Raw genomic sequence first — 17,318 nt, 5'->3', positions numbered from 1 at the left:
AAGGTTTACTCTTTTACAATCTCTTCAAGTACATCTTCGTCTATTACTTCAACAGCTTCAACTAATCGTTTACCACCTTGAATTTCGATTCTCTTATTTTGTTTATTTAAAGTCAGAATTTCATCACAAAACTCTTCTGAAGGATGCATCTCATAAACATAATCGATGATTTTTCCAGTTTTATCATCTTTTACATTGGTTATATCATATTCAGAAATTGCACCTTTTTCGATCAAATCTTTCATTGTCGTTGTCATATCTCGGCGCAATGCTTTCAGTTTGTTTTCGGTTATTTCATCTGTTGAATAAATAGAACCGTATTTTTCCATGATAGAAAGCAATCTAAAATGGTAGGTTTTTCCTGGTGCTGCATATCGCCATAAATGATACAAACGAAGCATCATCCAACGAGATAAACCGCGCTTTAATTCTTGTGCTCTGTTGAAATAGTAACCTTTATATTCCAGGTTATCGATCATGTTATGAACAAATGCGTTCAAACAAGCAACACATTTTACATTGCCACCCTGCCCTTTTTTGCCACTAAAGTGCAAGGAAGAAAGAAAATTCATATTAGATTCGTAGAAAGAATCATCAATATCTGTGTTTTTAGTATCTGTAGCTGAATATTTAAATGATAATTTAGAACCTTGAAGTGCTTCAAGTGATTCTTTAATTTGTGGGTAAGGCATAGATTGGCCAACAGCTTTCAATTCCTGCGCCAATTCGTTCATAGAAAATATAACAGCATATTGAATACCGGACTTAAAATTGATTTTTACAATTTTACCTTTGGAGGCAAGTCTAATTAATGCTCTTTCTACTTTTTCTTCACGATCAGATGGCCAAACCAAGCATTCAACTTCTTCGCCTTCAAGTTTAGTACTCACTACTGCAGGCGTAATTTTTATCTCACCTTCATAGAGAATACCATCAACTTTTTCAGAGATACGTCGTGTTATTATTGTTTTTTTCGGTGCTTCTTCTAGTGGTAACTTTTTATGACCTGAACGAACAAAGCGACCCCAAAGATCATAATGGTTGAATGTATTAGAATACGCTCGAAGTTCATGTGCAGCACTGTCAAGTGTAATACGAACATCTTTGTTATCTGTAAATAGTGCTAAATTTTCATTATCGGTTGCACTTTCTACTCCATGAATTTGCCCACGTAATGAATCAGGTAGATTATCTACTGAGATGTTCACCTTTCGGCTCATTGTTTTACTTCCAAATTTCGACGACATGGTATAACAACATATTCCACAGCAAAAGTTAATAATTAAAGTTAGTAAAAAACTGATCTGAACCTGATTTTTATTAAGATCATTTTTTTACTAACTCATTTTACAAATCAAAATTTTACTAAGTCAAAGTCGATTTGTCATATCTTTTAATGGTTTTAAGGTAAACCTTATCGTTATTGCTGTGTATAACCTAGTTCCAAATTAATAAAGATCTGATCTGTACTAAGAACAGATCAGATCTTTATTAACTTATTACAATCAATACACAAATGATCCGTGCATAACTATCTGATATATCTTAGTAAAAATCTGATCTCTTCGTTATTTATGTTTATAAATTTGTTTACAAGCTGTGGATAAGTATTCATCTGATTTTACAGTTAGTAAAATCATGATCTGCATGTTAATAAAGATCTGATCTTTACTTCGTCAAAATGTGATCCTTTATTTTAAGTTATATTCTTTAAAATCAGTTGTTTAGTTAAGTTTTTTCCTACCTTAACCTTAATTACCTTATATTTAACCATACTTAATCTTTTTATTTATTCTTTATAAGTAACAATTTTACAAATGTCTTCTTTTTTTGTTGTTTACTATTAAAGTTATGGACATTATAATCTTTAGCATAAAGTTAAGGATATTATGTATGTCAATTAATACTCGCGCACTATCAACCTATAAACTTTTAAAGGCCACAGCAGAAGTTGCTGAACAGTCTCTAGAAGGTAGAATCCAACATTATCGCGCTCATTTAAAAAGCGATGAAAAAGAGCTTCGTACATATACACAAAAAGCAGCTGCTGACTTACTTGGCTGTAATAATAGAACACTCAAACGAAGACATGACCAAGGTGACTTTGATAAGCTGAATATTCAAAAAGGCGCTAACGGTCATTATGCTTACACATTATCTAATATTTTTGCGATGGCTGAAATTATGGGAATTTCTCATGATCAGCGAAAAGAGAATGATAAGCTTCAAGTTATTGTCATTAACTCTTTAAAAGGTGGGTGTGGCAAGACAACATCTCTAGTGAACATCGCTGCTGCATTAGCAACAACAAATATCAAACGTTATCGTATCGGTATTATTGACCTTGATCCTCAGGGTTCTTCTTCTAGTTTTTTTCCTTCTCAAGACCCAGAGCCGATTACTGTTGGTGATCTCATGCGCGATTGTATTGAATTAGACGAAGGTGAAGTTTGGTCGGACGTCGTTAGTGAAGCTTTTCAGTCAACTCATATACCAAATATCCGTCTTTTACCATCTGGGATGGATGATTTTTATTTTGAACATGAAACTGCAACTGAATTAAAAGAGTCCTCTAGTTATGAACAAACACGTCATTATCACAAATTGCTAGAAAAAGTGATAAAGCCTGTAGAAGACCAGTTCGATATTATTCTAATTGATACTGCTCCTTCTTTAAACTTCATGTTTTATAACGCATTAATGGCTTCTACTGCGATGCTTATACCTGTTCATCCTGAAGCGGTTGACTTCGATGCAAACAATAAATACTTGAAACGTTTAGGTGAGATTTACCATACAGTTGCAGCTTTAGGTCATGAAGGTTGGGATTTTATGCAGTTCCTTGTTACTAATTATGTTAAAGGTAATCATTCACAACGAGATATCGTCAAAGATGTTCGTAGTGCTTTTGGACGTCAGGTTATGAGTTATCCAATCAACCATAGTTCTGCTATTACCGCGAGTTCCTCTTCTTTCAATACGATCTTTGATCAAAAAACTTCTGATAGCCTTGCTAGTCGTGAATCTTTGATCAAATCTCAAGAAAATATCAAAGATGTCGTAGATGAACTTGAAATGCTGATCCGTTCAAACTGGGTTTCAACTCAATCGTCTCTAGAACAACAAGGTTAATAGGTTTTACATGGCTAAAAAACGTAAAAATGACACTCGCTTAGACCCTTTTGCTTCGCCTGTAAGTACCAGTAGCTTAGATGAGTTACTTGAACAAGCTTCAGTCGGTGAAGTATTAACTATGCCGGCACCGAGTGATCCAAATAGAACGATCACATTAACGTGTCAGGTGATCAAACACAGCGATATTGAATCTCAAACCAGAGTATTTGGTCAAAATCGCCGTGAACAAAGTTTACTTTCTCATAAATCAGTTGCTGACATTCTCCCTGCAATCAAAAATGACCAACGCAATCTCCACCCTGCATTATGCTGGTCAAAAGGCGATGTTCAATGGGTTTTATCTGGCTCTAGACGCCGTAAGGCCTGTTTACTTGCAGATGCTGATTATGTCGTGCTTTCTTCCCCTGATTTTAATGATGAAGATGCAAAACTGTTAGCGGTTTCTTCTGATCAATATATTGCACCTAGCTTGTGGGAGCTAGGACAAGCTTATGCTTATACTAAGCAAGAACTTATTGCTCAAGGTAAGAAAGGCTCTTACAGAGAGATTGCGGAGCTTGAAGGGGTATCTCACACTGCAATCGCTGATTCATTAAAAGCTTTCGAACAAATTCCTTTAAAAGTATTGCAACACTACCCAACGCCAAATCACTTAGGTCGTGAGGCTGCAAAGAAATTAATAGACGCAATTAAAAAAGATCAAGATATGTTTTTCTTGTTGTTAGAAGATTTACGTAACCAATCTTTTATGTTTGAAGAAATGAGTGATGAGAAACGTGCTATCAAAATTACTCAGTTCCTGATTAATGTTGAGCAGCCTGTCCGCCGAAACGAGTCTCTGTTTAGCAATGAATTTATTGATCTGCAAAGAAGTAATAAAAGCGGTGACATAACAATAAAAATTAATAATCAGGTCATCACCGACAAACGTCTAGAGCAATTACAAAAGTTGCTTGCAAGTTACAATTAATTAAGGGCTTTGGCCCTTTTTTTACTTCTATTTTTCATTGTTAAATTTAGATCTTGTCTTACCAGTTAAGTTTTTTGCTATATCTAGGTTATTGGGTTTATTCGCTGGTGATATTTCCATATACTGGGCGGATGATTTGATTTTTACGCGAATTAAATGTCAACGCAGTTATCTAAAGAACAGTTATTTGCTCTTTTTGAGGAAATAAAACAAGAGCAAGCGACTCAATTTCCCCTTTCTGAGCGTTTTTTAAAGCAGTACTTCAATAGTAGCCTTTTATCTAAAGCAAAAGAGTATCTTCATAATTCCCAAATTAGTTTTTTAGAACATAGCGAAGACTTTTCTACGATCGATAGTCAAGTCATAGGCAATTTTGGTAATACCTTCTCTCAACATATTAAAATTACTAAAGTAAATAATAACCCGAGTGTAGATGCTCAATGTACCTGCTCTAATAATGCTAAATGTCGACATATTGCTGCTGTTCTCCTGAAGCTAAAAGTTGAGCATTCAGGCGGCTTTGGTGAAGCATTTCTAGTGAATGATTGGTTTAATGAGTTAGCAAGTTTGCAACATGGCGAATCTATTGAGACTGATAATGTCTTGCTGTTTACGCTCGAACCAACCGGTCAGGAACTTTTGCTTTACCCCAAAATGTCGCCCTATCGTCCTGATGGTCAGTACCCATTAGGTCGTTTATTGACTGAACCTCAGTTAAATAGCCCTGTAGCCCCTCCAGGCTTGCTTGAGTCTGACTTTAGACTATTTAGTTGGGTTCGTTCTCAAAACTCACCTGGTCATTATGAGCTTTCAGGAAAGTGGGGCTTTGAAGCGGTTAATCAGCTTTTGCAAACAAAGCGACTTTTTTTACAAAACAGTAGAACATTTTTAAAGCTTGGCCACCAGGCCAACCTAGCTCTTAACTGGCAGCAAAAGAATGATAAGTCACAATTAGTTGCGTCGATTGAGGGAATTGAAAATTGGCACCTTATTAAGACTGAGCCACCGCTCTATTTGGATACAGATACACATACCATAGGTCGAATCAATAGTGCGTTGAGTGCCCTAGAGCTAGCACATATCAACACGATGCCTGCAGTACCGAATGATCAACTGATGCAAGTTGTGAAGCGATTCCAAGAGGTATTTGCTGATAATATCGTCAGCATGCCAAATGGTGCGCAAACAGGGCTAGAGTCATCAGGTGTCCCTTTAAAGCTTAAATTAGTTGCCTCAGACGCATATTTTGGTTTTAAGCTGATCTCATCGCTAAAGACAGATGCAAAAAATACAGAAATCAGCAAAACTTTGAAACGCTCTGAACAATATTTATTAGGTCTAGGCTTGCGTTTTGAAGATGAACTTTTTGTTTTGCTTCAACAAGATGGTGCATTTATCCATTGGTTTAACCATGAAATAAGAGGTCACTTGCAAAGCAAAGGTTGGCGGGTAGATGAGATCACTGAATCGAGTTCGGTTATATCAACAAAAGTGTCTTTATTGTTGAAAAGGGACAAGCATCATCATATCACAGGCAAAGTGTTACTCGATTCTAACCCTGTTTTGCTTGACTGGGACAAGCATGCTGAGCTTGAAGTAAATACACTCGCGAATCACTTCTATTATGTGGAAATTGCCAAACAAATTTATGCGCTTGAAAGACGCGCTTATGATAAGTTGATGTCTTTAAAAGCGCGGTTTAGTTATTACGCTTCAAGTGCGCAATTTAAATTCCCTTTGTCGGTGATCAAGCAACTATTTACTATCGATGAACTTAACATCGAATGTAAAGATAAAAAGCTGCTCGATTACTTCAGTGAGCTTAATAGCCCTGATCAAGTTCAATTGAAACCAAGTAATCATAGCAGTGATTTATTTACATTAAGAGATTATCAAGAACTGGGCGTAAATTGGTTGAAGTTTCTACACCGCCATCAGCTAGGGGGGATCCTTGCTGATGACATGGGATTAGGTAAAACACTGCAAGTTATTGCTTACTTTATTAATCAGCATAATACCTTAGTGACTAAGCCGAGCTTAATAGTGTGTCCAACGAGTTTGGTAGGGAATTGGCAAAATGAGTTTGCGCGTTTTGCGCCTAATTTACATTTGACGACGGTCCATGGCAGTCAACGAGATAAGGTATTAAACAACCTTCATGGTGCACGTTTTATCTTGACCACTTATCCATTATTGAAACGCGATCTGGAGTATTATAAAGGGCTCGACTTCGATTCGATTGTGCTAGACGAAGCGCAGTACATTAAAAATGAAGCGGCGCAAGTCTCTAAGTGTGTTAAGCAATTGTCTGCACAGTTTAAGCTTTGTCTCAGTGGCACGCCGGTTGAGAATAATTTGCTAGAGCTTAAATCATTGCTCGATTTCGTTATGCCCGAAATATTAGGTACCAAGCAGCAATTTAAAGGTTATTTCCAGCAACCGATAGAAAAAGAGCAAGACCAAAGCCGTGTCTCGGAGCTTAAAGACCTTATTTCGCCTTTTATATTGCGTCGAACCAAGCAACAAGTAGCGACTGAGTTACCAAGTAAAACTGAATTAGTGAAAGAGTTACAGTTTGCGCCAATACAAGCTCAGTTATATTCAAATATACAAAAACAACTAGAAAATAAACTCTTAGAACTCTTTAAAGAACAAGGTGTTGAGCGAAGTAAATTGGCATTTTTAGATGCCCTTTTGAAGCTTAGACAAATTTGTTGTCATCCTAAATTGGTAGATAGTGAAACTTCTGAAGTAGGTGCCAAATTGGCTTGGCTGGGTGAACATCTGCCTGAAATGCTTGCGCAGGGCCGTAAAGTGATTATTTTCAGTCAGTTCACGTCAGTACTTGATTTGATTGCAGCGCATTGTAATGAGCTTGGTATTACATTCAGTATACTTACGGGCCAAACACGTCACAGAGACAAAGTGATCTCGACGTTCACAGAAGGTGAGAGCAACGTGTTTTTGATAAGTTTAAAAGCGGGTGGAACCGGACTGAATCTGACACAAGCTGACACCGTGATCCATTTTGATCCCTGGTGGAACCCGGCGGTAGAAAATCAAGCGACTGATAGAGCGTATCGAATAGGACAAGATAAGCCTGTTTTTGTCTATAAGTTAATTATGGCTGATTCAATAGAGCAAAAAGTGTTTACTATGCAGCAGCAAAAGCAGGCTCTGGTCGATGCGTTATTTAATGACAAGCATATGAGTTTCAATAGTTTTAATGAGGAGCAAATGCTTGCATTATTGCAAAGCTAAAAAAGTTAAAATTATTTTGAACTAACTCGATTAAGGGCAGTCCATAAGTACAGTGATGCAGAGTTACTGTTTTATTTCCCCCCTTAACTTACTTGTTTTTAATGGCCAACTTAATAGTTGGCCATTTTTTTTAAATGCTTTTCATCATTCCACATTTGATCCACATTGTGTTGCTTTAATTACCCTATCGCTTACTAAGTTACATTCTTTAGACGGTTTGGAGTCGATTATGCTTTGCCATCAACAATCTGAATTAAGTTTTATTGAACCACTTTCACCTTGTGATCAGGATTTACTTTCAGAAGTTGCCAGTAGTGAAGATCTTTCAAGCATTTTAACTATGCTTTTATTTGATGAAACTTTATCGTATGAGCTAAAGCAAAGTGTTAAAGCTCAGCTTAAACAACTAAAATGTCTAAAGACTCAGTAATAAAATAAGAAACCATGCCACATATTCTAATTGTTGAAGATGAATATGACATTGCCGAGCAGGTAATGTTATTTTTTAAAGCCGCTCAATTCGAAGTCACCCATATTGCCGATGGTGCAGAGGTTGTCGATTGGGTTGCTCAACATAAACCTGATGCCATTTTAATGGACATTATGATCCCCAATCAAGATGGGGTTGAATGCATGAAGCAGATCAGACAATTTTCAATGGTGCCTATTTTGATGATGACGGCAAAAGTCGCTGAAGCTGACAGGCTAAGAGGCCTTGAGTTTGGTGCTGATGATTATGTGTGTAAACCTTTTAGTGCTGCTGAACTTGTGATGCGAGTAAGGGCTATTCTTCGTCGTTGCGCCCCTTTAGAGGTTAAAGAAGAAAAAATACTGTTAGATGAAGAGCAACTTTTGATAAAGCTTAAAGGCCAAGCTTTACCGTTAACTAAAGTTGAGTTTGATATATTTGCACTGCTTTATAAAGCGCCTAGTCGTGTTTTCTCTCGTCAACAAATTCTAGACTTTATCCAACCTGATAATTTTGATATTTCTGATCGTGTTATCGACAGCCACATCAAAAATATCCGTAAGAAGATTAAGCAAATAGGTGTATCTTCTAAGCTGGTAGGTTCTGTATATGGGGCTGGGTATCGTTTTGATGAACAGCAAATAGACACGGCAATTTAACCCATTAGTGAACCCTGCCCTTGTCTGAGGTATTATCAGCCTAATAATAATATTAAGAGGTTGATATGATTGATTCGTTTATTTCGCAATTAACTTGGGTACATGGCTTAGTCGGTATCCTAGGCGTTGCTGCTCCTTTGCCCTTTTTTTGGCAACGCCTTGTAAAAAAACAATCTTTAATCCATCAACTTGAATTACAACTTGAGCAACATATTGCTCAACAAGCGCAATTCCAGCAGGCTCACAAAGCTGAGCAGCAATTAGTGCAACAGCTACAAAATGATAAGTTGCAGCTGCATGGTCAAGTTCAACAAACTCAAGCTCGCTTAAGTGAGAAACAACTTCAGGCACAACAATTCCATAAGCTTTGGCAACAGGGAGAACAAAATCTACAAACACTACAGCAAGAGAAAAGCCTCATTGCGGTTGAGTTAGCTGAATTAAAAGCATCATCAGATCAAAAACAAGCAGCATTAGAAGCTCAGCTTAATCATGTAGAGCAAACCAAGATTCAATTGAAACAAGAGTTTGAAAACTTAGCTAATCAAATCTTCGAAGAAAAGTCGCAGCGTTTTGGGCAACAAAGCCAAGAAAGAATTGGTCAATTGCTGCAACCAGTTCAAGGTGAATTAAAAGGCTTTCGTGACAAAATGGAAGCTATTCATAGTGAAGAACTTAAGCAGCGCGCAGCATTAAAAACCGAACTGTTACACCTGCAAGCAAATAATAAATTAATCACTGAACAAGCTGATAAATTAACGACAGCACTGCAAGGACAAAAGAAAACCCAAGGTAATTGGGGAGAACTTATGCTTGAAAATGTTTTAGAAAGTGCGGGTTTAAGAGCGGGTGATGATTACAAAAGAGAAGCGTCTTTTACCACTGAAGTTGGCAAGTTTAGACCGGATGTATTGGTCTACCTTCCCCAACAAAAGCACTTAATCATTGATGCTAAAACATCATTAAATGCATACACTCGTTATGTGAATGCGGAATGTGATGCTGAAGCGCAAACTGCCTTAATCCAGCACTATCAGGCTGTGGCAGATCGTATTAAGGAGTTGGGCGATAAACGGTATGAAAAGCTACCTGGGATCAACTCACCTGAAGTGGTGATCATGTTTATTCCTGTAGAATCGGCATTTATTGCGGCAGTTAAACATAATCCAGCCATTTATCAACATGCGTTAGAGCATAATGTTTTAGTGGCGACACCCACTACACTTTTAACTAGCCTTAACATCGTCAAACAGCTTTGGCGTTTTGAAGAGCAATCAAAGCATAGCCGTGAACTTGCTTTACGTGCTGAGCGTTTTTATAACAAGCTCAATGGTTTTCTCAGTAGTATGGAAGGGGTGGGAACTCAATTAGATAAAGCCAAAGAGAGTTATGAGAAAGCCTTTTCTCAGCTTTATGCTGGCAAAGGTAATTTAATCAAACAAGCTTCAGAGTTTAAAGAGCTCGGCGTGTCAGTCACCAAAGAGCTGCCAGAGGCTTTGCAAGAAAGAGCCCGATTAGAGTTAGAATAGTAATAAAAAAAGAGCCTTTTGGCTCCTTTGTCCTTTTAGTTTTGTTGGGTTAACTGTTTTGTCTTGAATTAGGGTTATTACATTTGGCCTTTTGCCCCTTTCGTTGCAATGACACAAATAAATTTAGAGTCAGAGGATGTGTTTTAACATCTTGCCAGATCACACTGCTTGCTGGCGGACAAAGAGAGTGTTGTATGTAATTTCTTAGTACGTCACCGTCCATGTTTAACTTTTCAGGTACTCGAACATGTGTGATAACACCGTATTCACTGAACTTTACTTCATCTAATTGCCAAGTGCCCATCATAAATTGTTTTGAAAAATAGCGTGCAATGCGAGTTTGCGAGTCATCTGACAGTGGTGTTTCTGCTTGAGTTGCAGGTAAACTAGTCCAATAAAAAACCGCAAAAATAGTCAGGAAGACAAGCCCAATAGAGACAAATTTGAACGATGAGTTACGTGATTTCTGGGTACTATTTTGCTTTTGGCGTGTTTCAATGATTTTCGCCCAATCGCCATGTTTTAAAGTTGGTTGAGACATATTCTTTCTCCCGTGTAAATGGCGTTATTAAAACAAACCAATGTGGAAGAAAAATGGAGTGAATGTGGAGTAAATTTGTAGGCCCAGAGTAGCCTACAAATTGAGTTATTAAGCTTTATGCGTTGCTTTTAATTGGCAAAGTGACCTGAACACACAATCCACCTGATTTACCATGTTTGGTAACTATATTGCCTTTTAATGAACGAACTAAGCTTTGGCAAATTGACAGCCCTAATCCTGAACCGCCTAAGGCCCGAGAGCGAGATTTATCAACCCTGTAAAGTCGTTCAAAAAGCCTTGGTAAGTCTTCATCACTCACACCTGGGCTAGAATCATCGAGTTGAATAAACACTTGGGTATGATTTGCTCTTACCTTCAGTCTGACATGTCCGGGCGCATCCGTATAGAGACAAGCATTTTTCGCAAGATTGAGTATAACTTGTTTGAGCTTTGATTGATCCGTTTTCAATACCGTATTTGTAGCAAAGTCGATGTCACTTATAAACCTTAGCTGATGTTGCTCTGTAAGTACTTTAATATCGGACATAAACTTTTGCGTAAGCTGGTGTAAATCGATTTCTTGCAAGTCGATATAGAGTGCTTTGTTTTGTAATTGAGATAGTTGGTATACATCAGAAATAAGATTATTCAGTTGTGCAATTTTGTCATTGATCTTGCCGTAGGCTAAAAGTTTATCGTCAATCAGGTTATGTTCTAGGGCTTCAATATGTAGTTTAAGTACACTCAGGGGAGTGCGAAGTTCATGAGAAATATCAGCAAGCATTTGTTCCTTTTGTTCTAGGTTGTGCTGAAACATTTGAGCCTTATAGTGAGTATTTTTTTGCTTTATGTAATAAGCATAAATAACAAAACCACTCATAGCTGAGATGAGTAAACTGGCTAATAACCAAATACGTTTTTGCAGGGTTTCATTTTCTAACTCAATAGTTGTTAGAGCATGTTTCTTTTCTTCTTGTGCGAGCTTAAGTGATTTAAGTAAATTGTCTAAGCGTTTCTTAATTGTGACGGCATCGCGCTCTTCGATATTTTTAGCGACGCTTTTAAAGTCTGCGGTTGCTTTAAGTAAATATGAATAAGCGTCTTCATAGTTTTCTTTTTGCGCATAGGCTTTACTTGAATACAGGTTAAATTGATGGGAAAAAAAAGCTGACTTAAATGACATTGCAAGAGGTTTTGATAGCGCAAGATATTCTAGTGCGATATCAGGTTGCTGCTGTTGAATATAAGCTTGCGCCAAATGAATATAAGACCAAAACTTACGCACTGTAGATTCAGTCTTTTCAGCATATGCGTTTTCTTTTTTTGCATGCCATAAACTTTCAGGGAACTTATTTTGTTTTGCATAAATACTGAATAAAGTTCCATGCGCACTAGATAAGCTTTCATTGGCACTTAACTGTTCTAATAACGAGATAGCTTCGTTTAATTGAGGAATGGCGTTTTGATAGTCATCTTCCTTAGCCGATAGTTGTGCGAGCGTTAGGGCTGTCGAAGCTATATTGCGTTTATGGCCGGTTTTTTTATCATAAACAAGGGCTTGCTCAAGGAAAAAACGCGCTTGAGTCCTTTGGCGTAGTACATTGGATAAACCAAACAGGTTGTAGTAATTGGCTGCCTTTAGTTCATTGTTATCTGAGCTTTCTAACGCTTTTTGTGCCTTGGTTTGTTGCTCCATCGCTTTATCAAATGCACCTTGGGCTTCATATAAAACACCAAGGTTTATCATTGATTGCGCTATAAGGTCATCATCATCTAACGAAAGTGCGATTTGCTTTGCCGCTAAGTAATAATATTCTGCTTTATCCGTGTTCATGTTTCTACGGTAATTAACCCCTAACTCTTTATTCACGTTATATCTAAAATCAAGAGTTTGCTCAGGCAGTGTAAGTAGCGGCAAAAGTAGTTCTATGGCCTGGTTATATTGCGCTTGCTCACGGGCTATTTTGGCTCTTTGTAAATTAACCTGAGGTTGAAAAATTAACTGTTTTTCTCGTTCGAGCGTTTTCAGTGCGACATCTAGTTTACCTTCCTTGGTGAGCTTTTTGGCTTCAGAAATTATTTCTGATGTTAACGGTGCGGCGCTTAAACTAAAGGCCAAAGCCGCTAACAACAAGGTAAAACGTTTCATATGGCTTTGTTGAAGGGAAATATTTATTGAATCTTAAGCGCAAATTGTGATTGAAATGTGGAGTGTAAAGGCCCTTTACATATTTTTAGTGAGGTTACTCTAAATGATAAAAGGGCCCGATTGGGCCCTTTGCTGATAAGGAACTATATGACTCAAAAATTAGAACTGGTTCATGGTGTTGGCTTCACCACCTGCTTTTAGTGCATTATCACCAGAGAAGTACTCTTTGTGTGTATCACCGATGTTTGAACCTGCTAGGTCTTGGTGTTTCACAGACGCTTGTTCACGGCGGATTTCTTGACGTTGAACATCACGTACGTAAGCCAGCATGCCTAGGTCACCAAAGTAGCCTTCAGCAAGAATATCTGTGCTTAGTGCGGCCGTGTGATAAGTCGGTAGCGTGATTAAGTGGTGGAAAATACCCGCTTCACGTGCGCCATCCTTTTGGAAGTTTTGTACTAGTACATCTGCCGCAGCTGCAAGCTCTGAGCTATCTAGCTCAGGTGCCATCAATGCTTTGATGTCTTGAGACGGATCTGGGTAAGCAGATAAGTCTTTACCTTGTGCTTGCCACTCTGTGTATACTTGCTCGCGGAACTTAAGCGTCCAGTTGAACGAAGGTGAGTTGTTGTATACTAGTTTTGCATTGGGTACTTGCTCACGAACGCGATTAACAAGCTCTGCGATTTGCTTGACGTTTGGCTTTTCAGTTTCAATCCACAGTAAGTCAGCGCCTGATTGCAAGCTAGTCACACAATCTAGTACTACGCGGTCTTTTTCTGTGCCTTCTTTGAATTGGTATAAGCCATTGTCTAGGCGCACTGGCTTGCAAAGTTCACCGTTTAGCTTAATTGCCATTTCACCTTCTTCAAGGTCTGCACCGCTTGACACTGGTGTTGTGTCTAAGAATGCGTTGTACTGGCTAGCTAAATCCCCCGGAGTTTTAGATACTGGCACTTTTTGTGTCAGGCTTGCACCTAGTGAGTCAGTACGCGCTACGATTACACCATCTTCAACACCGAGTTCAAGGAATGCATAACGAACAGCGTTAATTTTTGCTAAGAAGTCTTCGTGTGGCACAGTTACTTTACCTGCTTGGTGACCACATTGTTTTGCATCTGATACCTGATTTTCAATTTGAATGGCACATGCGCCCGCTTCAATCATTTTTTTAGCAAGAAGGTATGTTGCTTCTTCGTTACCGAAACCTGCGTCGATATCAGCGATAATTGGTACTACATGTGTTTCGAAGTTGTCGATTTTGCTCAGTACAGCTTCAACGTCACCGCCATTTGCTTTTGCTTCATCTAGCTCTTTGTATAGATGATCGAGTTCACGCGCATCAGCTTGCTTTAAGAAAGTATAAATTTCTTCGATAAGTGCAGGTACTGAGGTTTTCTCATGCATACTTTGATCTGGTAGTGGACCAAACTCAGAGCGAAGTGCCGCAACCATCCAGCCACTTAGGTAAACGTAAGAGCGTTTAGTCGTTTTTTGATGGCGCTTAACTGCCATCATCATCTGCTGTGCAGTGAAGCCGTGCCAACATCCTAGAGACTGAGTGTATTGACTGCTATCTGCGTCATAGGCCGCCATGTCTTCACGCATCACTTTTGCAGTGTACTTTGCGATGTCTAAGCCTGTTTTAAAGCGGTTTTGCAAATTCATGCGGCTTGCAAACTCAGGACTGATTGATTGCCACGTATTGCCCTGTGTTTGGCAAAGTGTGCTGAAGTGGTCAAGTTTTGATTGATAGCTAGTCATAATAAAAATCCTTCGAACGGGTTGCTGTGTAACTTTTTATTCATGTTTATGAGAGTGACACCATAAAGCTGTTGGTTATTTGCTCTGTTTGGCGCTTAATTCAACACTAGGCCGATTTTTATAATTTTTTAAATTTATAGTTTTTATCTTGGGTATTCTTTTTGTGAATGGATTAGGGGTTAGGTTTTCGCTGTTTTTAAGATATGGTTTGTCTAAACCCGTTCAAATTTTATGCTTAGGAAGATATTCATGAGTGCAACAGTTCAACAAGCTGGCTTAACCATAGATCAGCAACTTTATGACTTCGTTAATCAACAGGCTTTGCCGGGCACCGGTTTGCAAGCAGAGACTTTTTGGCAAGGTTTTGCAGATCTGGTCAATGAACTTACACCAATCAATAAATCATTACTGACAAAGCGAGATACGCTTCAGTTGCAAATTGATGCCTTTCATAAGCAGCAAGGGCAATGGGATGCAGAGGCTTATAAATCATTTTTGTCTGAAATTGGTTATCTAGTGCCTGAGCCTGAAGAAGTAAATATTACAACTGAACACGTTGAACCAGAGATTGCGCTCACAGCAGCCCCACAACTGGTTGTGCCTGTAAGCAATGCGCGTTTTGCATTGAATGCGGCGAATGCAAGGTGGGGCTCGCTCTATGATGCTTTGTACGGCACGGATTTATTGCCAGAAAAAGACGGCGCTGAAAAGCAAAAAGCATATAACCCGGTGCGTGGCTTTAAAGTAATGGCTTACGCTAGACAGTTTTTAGATATTGCCCTGCCACTGCAATCAGGCTCTCATATTGAGAGTACCAACTACTCAGTGCTAGACGAACAACTTGTTGTTACGTTGAATGACAGCTCGCAAGTCTCACTATCGACACCTGCACAGTTTGTGGGCTATCAAGGTCAAGCACAGAACCCAACGGCTTTATTGTTCAAGCATCATGATTTACACATCGAAATTCAAATTGACCCACACAACCCTATCGGACAAGCCGACAAAGCGGGGATCAAAGACGTTTTACTTGAAGCTGCGTTAACGACCATCATGGATTGTGAAGACTCTGTGGCCGCTGTTGACGCTGAAGATAAAGTCGGTGTTTACAGCAATTGGCTAGGCTTGATGAAAGGTACCCTAACGGATACGTTTATAAAAGATGGTCAAGAACTGACGCGCAGCTTAGAAACCAATCGTGAATATATCAGTAAGAGTGGTGAGCGTTTGAGCTTGAAAGGTCGCAGCATGATGTTTGTGCGTAATGTAGGGCATTTAATGACGAATCCTGCGATCTTAGATCAAAATGGTGAAGAGATCTTTGAAGGGATCATGGATGCGGTGATCACGTCGCTGTGTGCAATGCATGATCTTCAAGGTAATAGCCCATTTAAAAATTCGACAGCGGCGAGCGTCAATATCGTTAAACCTAAGATGCATGGTCCAGAAGAAGTGTCCTTTACCAATACCCTATTCTCTCGTGTTGAAGGTTTACTCGGTTTGCCTGAAAACGCATTAAAAATGGGTATTATGGATGAAGAACGTCGGACTTCCGTGAATTTAATGGCATGTATTAACCAAGCTAAATCTCGCGTGGTATTTATTAACACAGGGTTCTTAGATAGAACCGGTGATGAAATTCATACCTCTATGGTGGCGGGTCCGGTATTGCCAAAGGCTCAGATCAAGGCACAACCTTGGATAGCGGCATATGAAGATCAAAATGTAGATATTGGTCTAAAATGCGGTTTCAGTGGCAAGGCGCAGATCGGTAAAGGCATGTGGCCGATGCCAGATAAAATGGCAATGATGATGGAGCAAAAGTTGGCTCACCCTAAATCGGGCGCCAATACGGCTTGGGTGCCTTCTCCAACAGCGGCAACGCTGCATGCGATGCATTACCATCAAGTGGATGTTTTTGCTATTCAGGCTGAACTGAAAGCGCGTCAGCAAGCGTCACTTGATGACTTATTAACGCCACCTCTGCTGCTTGATGAAGAGCTGAGCAAAGAAGATATTCAATCTGAGCTTGAGAATAACGCACAGGGGATTTTGGGCTATGTGGTGCGTTGGATAGACCAAGGCGTTGGCTGTTCAAAAGTGCCTGATATTAATCATATTGGTTTAATGGAAGACCGAGCGACTTTGCGTATTTCAAGTCAACATATCGCGAACTGGCTGAAACATGGCATTTGTACAACGGAGCAAGTACAAGCGACATTTGCCAAGATGGCTGAAGTGGTCGATACGCAAAATCAGCACGACACACACTATACGCCAATGGCATCAAGTAATGAGAGTCTAACAAGTAATCTAGCGTATCAAGCGGCGTTAGCCTTAGTATTCGAAGGTGAACAGCAACCTAATGGCTATACCGAGCCGCTGTTACATAGCTACCGCCTTAAATACAAAGCTGCTTATAATTAAAGCACTGACTTAACCAAATTCTTTCCTAGATTGATGCCAGCTTAAAGTTGGCATTTTTCATTTGTTGCCTTTAAAAACAAAATTAATTAAAAAAACTTAAAATGTGATGTTGTAACACTTTATGTTTTGTTATATTGTAACAACTGTTTTAAGTGATGTACTTTCTTTTCCCTTGAAAAGATGAATTTATAAACTAATCGCCCGTATTAGTTTATGAGTATCGATTCAGTTAAAGAGTACGCTTTAGGCGGAGGGTTTTCTCAGTTTCCCTCCGCCTTTTTTATACCCCGTTTTTCTCTTTCAAACATGTAAAGCCCCTTTACAAATAAATAGATATCTTTGACGAAGCGAGAGTTAGATTTAGTCCCTCAAAACAATTGAGATTTGGGTATTCGTGTCATTTAGAATAAAAAA

Annotated in this window: 11 protein-coding genes; 7 read left to right on the top strand and 4 right to left on the bottom strand. The window is 38.9% G+C overall.

From position 1 onward, the window contains the following. Positions 1-5: 5 nt before the first annotated feature. Positions 6-1,220: a replication protein A gene (locus ACGHEH_RS07360; RefSeq protein WP_130254783.1), complete on the bottom strand. Its 1,215-nt coding sequence runs from the start codon at positions 1,218-1,220 to the stop codon at positions 6-8. 673 nt (positions 1,221-1,893) lie between these two features. Here ACGHEH_RS07360 and ACGHEH_RS07355 point away from each other — a divergent pair. From ACGHEH_RS07355 to rmuC, 6 genes are all read left to right on the top strand, one after another. Further along, entirely contained in the window at positions 1,894-3,132 is a 1,239-nt protein-coding gene (locus tag ACGHEH_RS07355) for an AAA family ATPase (RefSeq protein ID WP_390443459.1), read from the top strand. A gap of 10 nt (positions 3,133-3,142) precedes the next feature. Further along, the gene (locus ACGHEH_RS07350) at positions 3,143-4,105 is read left to right on the top strand and encodes a transcriptional regulator (RefSeq protein ID WP_390443456.1); all 963 of its coding nucleotides are present in this window, start codon (positions 3,143-3,145) and stop codon (positions 4,103-4,105) included. A 156-nt stretch (positions 4,106-4,261) separates the two neighbouring features. Beyond that, positions 4,262-7,366 carry an SNF2-related protein gene (locus ACGHEH_RS07345; RefSeq protein ID WP_390443453.1) on the top strand — a complete coding sequence of 1,035 codons (3,105 nt, stop codon included), beginning with the start codon at positions 4,262-4,264 and terminating at the stop codon, positions 7,364-7,366. Positions 7,367-7,421: 55 nt separating this feature from the next. Continuing rightward, positions 7,422-7,796 carry a hypothetical protein gene (locus ACGHEH_RS07340; protein ID WP_390443451.1) on the top strand — a complete coding sequence of 125 codons (375 nt, stop codon included), beginning with the start codon at positions 7,422-7,424 and terminating at the stop codon, positions 7,794-7,796. Between the two features lie 14 nt (positions 7,797-7,810). Next, entirely contained in the window at positions 7,811-8,494 is a 684-nt protein-coding gene (locus ACGHEH_RS07335) for a response regulator (RefSeq protein ID WP_390443448.1), read from the top strand. Between the two features lie 65 nt (positions 8,495-8,559). Next, positions 8,560-10,023: a DNA recombination protein RmuC gene (gene rmuC / locus ACGHEH_RS07330; RefSeq protein ID WP_390443445.1), complete on the top strand. Its 1,464-nt coding sequence runs from the start codon at positions 8,560-8,562 to the stop codon at positions 10,021-10,023. A 49-nt stretch (positions 10,024-10,072) separates the two neighbouring features. Here rmuC and ACGHEH_RS07325 read toward each other — a convergent pair whose 3' ends face one another. The 3 genes from ACGHEH_RS07325 to ACGHEH_RS07315 all read right to left on the bottom strand — a co-directional run bounded on the left by ACGHEH_RS07325 (position 10,073) and on the right by ACGHEH_RS07315 (position 14,477). Continuing rightward, complete coding sequence (locus ACGHEH_RS07325; protein WP_390443443.1) at positions 10,073-10,564, bottom strand: hypothetical protein; 492 nt, start codon at positions 10,562-10,564, stop codon at positions 10,073-10,075. A gap of 115 nt (positions 10,565-10,679) precedes the next feature. Continuing rightward, positions 10,680-12,713 (bottom strand): ATP-binding protein, encoded by a 2,034-nt coding sequence (locus tag ACGHEH_RS07320; protein ID WP_390443440.1) that lies wholly within the window; start codon positions 12,711-12,713, stop codon positions 10,680-10,682. Between the two features lie 159 nt (positions 12,714-12,872). Further along, positions 12,873-14,477: an isocitrate lyase gene (locus ACGHEH_RS07315; protein ID WP_390443439.1), complete on the bottom strand. Its 1,605-nt coding sequence runs from the start codon at positions 14,475-14,477 to the stop codon at positions 12,873-12,875. Between the two features lie 249 nt (positions 14,478-14,726). Between ACGHEH_RS07315 and ACGHEH_RS07310 the strand changes: the two genes are divergently transcribed. Continuing rightward, positions 14,727-16,904, top strand: coding sequence for a malate synthase G (locus ACGHEH_RS07310; RefSeq protein ID WP_390443436.1), 2,178 nt, complete (start codon positions 14,727-14,729; stop codon positions 16,902-16,904). Positions 16,905-17,318 lie beyond the last annotated feature (414 nt).

This window comes from Pseudoalteromonas sp. MTN2-4 (genome assembly GCF_042848605.1).
In the GTDB taxonomy this organism is placed as follows: Bacteria; Pseudomonadota; Gammaproteobacteria; order Enterobacterales; family Alteromonadaceae; genus Pseudoalteromonas.
Note: the sequence above shows the minus strand (reverse complement) of the source record. Positions and strands in the feature narration are given on the sequence as shown.